The sequence below is a fragment of the Nostoc paludosum FACHB-159 genome, from assembly GCF_014698835.1.
GTDB lineage: Bacteria > Cyanobacteriota > Cyanobacteriia > Cyanobacteriales > Nostocaceae > Nostoc > Nostoc paludosum.
The window spans coordinates 1-3,049 of sequence record NZ_JACJTU010000151.1; the positions used below are offsets into that span (position 1 = coordinate 1).

The following is a 3,049-nucleotide window of genomic DNA, read 5'->3' on the forward strand; positions in this document are numbered from 1 at the left end:
ATTTAGGAGTTGTTAAAGCCCTACGAAAACCAGTCTCCAGGCTGGATTTATCTCCTTTTCCTGCACCCTCTTGACAAATGTGCAATTACCTTAACCTCTCACGGATGCTTCGGCTAGCAAATTGGCGGCGGTATCTAGAATTAAATCGCGTCGTTGCTGACCGCGCTTGCCAGAAGGACGGCGACGAGTTTTTTGAGAGCTTGAATCATCACCCGAAACTGGTGAGTTGATTGTTTTATTGCTTGGAGATTGACGATGTGAGCTTTTGCTCATATGCTGTCTAATATGAATGTGAGTAATAGCTCACATTAACAAAGTTGAGACGAAATCTACAAGCAATAAAATCACCAGGAGATAAAGAGCATGAATGGTAAAACAGCATTTGTGACTGGAGCAACAGGTTTGCTGGGTAGTAATCTTTGCCAATTCCTAGTCTCACAAGGATGGCAAGTCAAAGGGCTAGTGAGATCTATTGAAAAGGCTAAACGTTTTCAGCCAAACAGCCAGGTCGATTTTATCCAGGGTGACATTGAGAATGTGCCTGCCTTTGCTCCAGCATTAAAGGGAGTAGATGTAGTATTTCACACCGCAGCCTTTTTTCGGGAGTATTATCAGCCAGGTGGTCACTGGAACAAGATGAAACACATCAATGTCGATGCCACAATTGAACTTTTGCAAGTGGCAGAGGCACAAGGCGTAGCAAGAACGATTTTCACCTCATCCAGTGGCGTTATCCAAACTTATCCCCATCAGGCGGCCACTGAAACCGCCCCCTACAGCAAATTCGCTCAAAAAAACCTCTACTTTAAAACTAAAGTTTTGGCAGAAAAAGAAATTTATCAGTTTTTGGAAACTAGCCGAATGGATGTGGTGATGATTCTGCCTGGTTGGATGATGGGGCCTGGGGATGCTGCACCGACTTCTGCGGGGCAATTAGTGTTAGATTTATTGGCAAGTAAACTGCCAGGGATAATTGATGGTAGTGCTTGTTTGACTGATGTTCGGGATGTAGCAACAGCTATGATTAGTGCTGCCGAACGAGGGAAACGAGGTCAGCGTTATATCGTAGCGGGATCGTTGAAAACTATGAAAGATATTGCTTTAGAATTAGAAGCGATTTCAGGGGTGAAGGCTCCGAAAATGGAAATTCCCGATGGAATTGCACTCTCAATCGCATGGTTGCTAGAAACCTGGGCGGGTTTGACAGGTGGGGTCAACCCTATGCCATTGGCTGGCGTCCAAACTTTATTAGAAAAAGCGAACTTAAGTTCAGCTAAAGCTATCCAAGAATTGGGAGTCAGTTTTCGACCTTTGACAACTACATTGAAAGATACAGTTGTGTGGTATCAGTCTCAAGGCTATTTACACAAGTGATTGTTTGAACGCAGATTTTATTTGTTCTGACTCCACACACCAACCTTGGATGCTACAGCCATCTTCTGTGCATTCTCAAAAGCTATCTGGTTGGGGCATTCCACGCCACCTTGCTGCGTTTTAGCCAAGCCGCTTTTGAGTAGTTCTTCTTGAAAGCTGACCTCAACCCCATCCTTGCCGTAAACCATTACCTCTGCAACAGTACGCCCCTGCTCATCTTTCCCCACCGGAATGACCATCACTTGATTTTCGTTAGTTGCAACAAGCGATTTCAGTTTCTCGTTAGCTTTATTCCCCAACTCTGACGCTTCAATGCCACACAACCAAACTTGCATTTGGTTGCCATCGGTTTGCCGGAGAATCATGCTTTGGGCATCTGTTACTTCCACCACTGCCCATTCTTCGGTTAGAGCGATGAATGAGTTTTTCTGTGAGGTGATAAGCCAAATAACGGTACTACCGAGGGCGATGGCAGCAAAGATGATTCCAGTTTTCTGCAATGATTTCATGTTGCTGAGGGTGTAGTTCAGGGAACCACAATCTTAACCGTGCTGAGGCCAAATCTAGAGTTAAAAAAACTTCTGAGCATTTTGGCAAATTGGCATCTAAAGTATTTCAGTTACAGTTTTAATAGACATAACAAAACGCAAAGACAAACAGAAGATGTGTGAAAGACACAGCCGAAATTGCTACTTCTGTAGTCGGAGGGTAGCCAGTTGTAAGAGTGCTGTGGTCGCTACACCATTAATGCAGTGCTTGGTCAGGCAAAAGACAACTGGCTAGAAATACTACTAGCGCGAATAAAACTTGGACAAGGCGATGGGTAAAGATATTTACCATCAACATTTAATCAACTACTTTATAGCAGCTTTCAGTTCTGGGAGAAAGCGATCGCTCCAATTTAAGCGAGGAAAAAGGGAGAGCGATCGCGCCCGACTGTGCAGTGAAATTATGAGATGGGGTACAAAGCGAGATAAGGTTCTCTGGTCGGTTATCTTCACGCGTAAAATTGCAAAGTTTTCACCAATTTGGGATTTGAAATTTTGGATTGGGTTTCAATCTAAAATCTCAAATTCCCTATGCCCCATTCCCATGTCAAAGATTCTCAATCTTGAGCTGAGTATCTGAGTTTTGCCATGCTTGGGCAAATTCTGTTTGTGCGAGTTTTGCAGCTTTATTTTTACCCTGTGCTTGCAAACTTGCCTGCAAGCCAAATAACGAACGTCCATTACCCGGATATTTAGTTAAATCAGCCCGAAATACTGTCTCTGCTGCCGCATAATCACCTTTAGCTAACAGCACACCTCCCAATGCTTCCCGCGTGGGGAAGTACCAGTCTGGCGGTTCTACGTAGTCTAGGTTATCTTCTGCTACTACTGCTTGTTGCAATATAGCGATCGCACTCTGATAATCATTCCTAGATTTGGCAATCTTGGCATCTAAAAATTTTTGGGCAATGTCTAAAATGCGGCTAGCAGGCGTAAAACCGATGGTAGACTCTGCTGGCACGGTCTTTCTAGCAGCTAGTAAAGCACGGCTTTCTAATACTGCATCTTCTGGCTGGTTTTGGGCTGCGTATGCCAAACCTCGCGTAAAGTGCCACAATGCATTAGTAGTTGGGAGTGTAGCATCAGGCCGAGGAGCCTGTAAAATTTCATCCCAATCGCCAAATCGC

4 protein-coding genes and 1 pseudogene are annotated in these 3,049 nt (G+C 44.4%); 1 reads left to right on the forward strand and 4 read right to left on the reverse strand.

The genetic code is table 11. The annotated features are described in order from the left end of the window. Nucleotides 1–90: 90 nt before the first annotated feature. The gene (locus H6H03_RS39575; RefSeq protein WP_190960422.1) at nucleotides 91–273 is read right to left on the reverse strand and encodes a hypothetical protein; all 183 of its coding nucleotides are present in this window, start codon (nucleotides 271–273) and stop codon (nucleotides 91–93) included. A gap of 90 nt (nucleotides 274–363) precedes the next feature. Between H6H03_RS39575 and H6H03_RS39580 the strand changes: the two genes are divergently transcribed. After that, nucleotides 364–1,374, forward strand: a complete 1,011-nt coding sequence (locus H6H03_RS39580) for an SDR family oxidoreductase (RefSeq protein ID WP_190960423.1) — start codon at nucleotides 364–366, stop codon at nucleotides 1,372–1,374. A 17-nt stretch (nucleotides 1,375–1,391) separates the two neighbouring features. On the opposite strand, the gene H6H03_RS39585 is transcribed toward H6H03_RS39580, so the two are convergent. The 3 genes and pseudogenes from H6H03_RS39585 to H6H03_RS39595 form a co-directional block, all read right to left on the reverse strand. Beyond that, nucleotides 1,392–1,883 (reverse strand): thermonuclease family protein, encoded by a 492-nt coding sequence (locus tag H6H03_RS39585; RefSeq protein ID WP_190960424.1) that lies wholly within the window; start codon nucleotides 1,881–1,883, stop codon nucleotides 1,392–1,394. Nucleotides 1,884–2,228: 345 nt separating this feature from the next. Continuing rightward, nucleotides 2,229–2,375 (reverse strand): hypothetical protein, encoded by a 147-nt coding sequence (locus H6H03_RS39590; RefSeq protein ID WP_190960425.1) that lies wholly within the window; start codon nucleotides 2,373–2,375, stop codon nucleotides 2,229–2,231. Between the two features lie 94 nt (nucleotides 2,376–2,469). Beyond that, nucleotides 2,470–3,049: pseudogene (locus H6H03_RS39595) on the reverse strand (tetratricopeptide repeat protein); the annotation flags it as partial.

Excerpts from the sequence above, each read along its gene's own strand:
- H6H03_RS39575 (WP_190960422.1), bottom strand. The coding sequence starts at position 273 with ATGAGCAAAAGCTCACATCGTCAATCTCCAAGCAATAAAACAATCAAC.
- H6H03_RS39580 (WP_190960423.1), top strand. The coding sequence starts at position 364 with ATGAATGGTAAAACAGCATTTGTGACTGGAGCAACAGGTTTGCTGGGT.
- H6H03_RS39585 (WP_190960424.1), bottom strand. The coding sequence starts at position 1,883 with ATGAAATCATTGCAGAAAACTGGAATCATCTTTGCTGCCATCGCCCTC.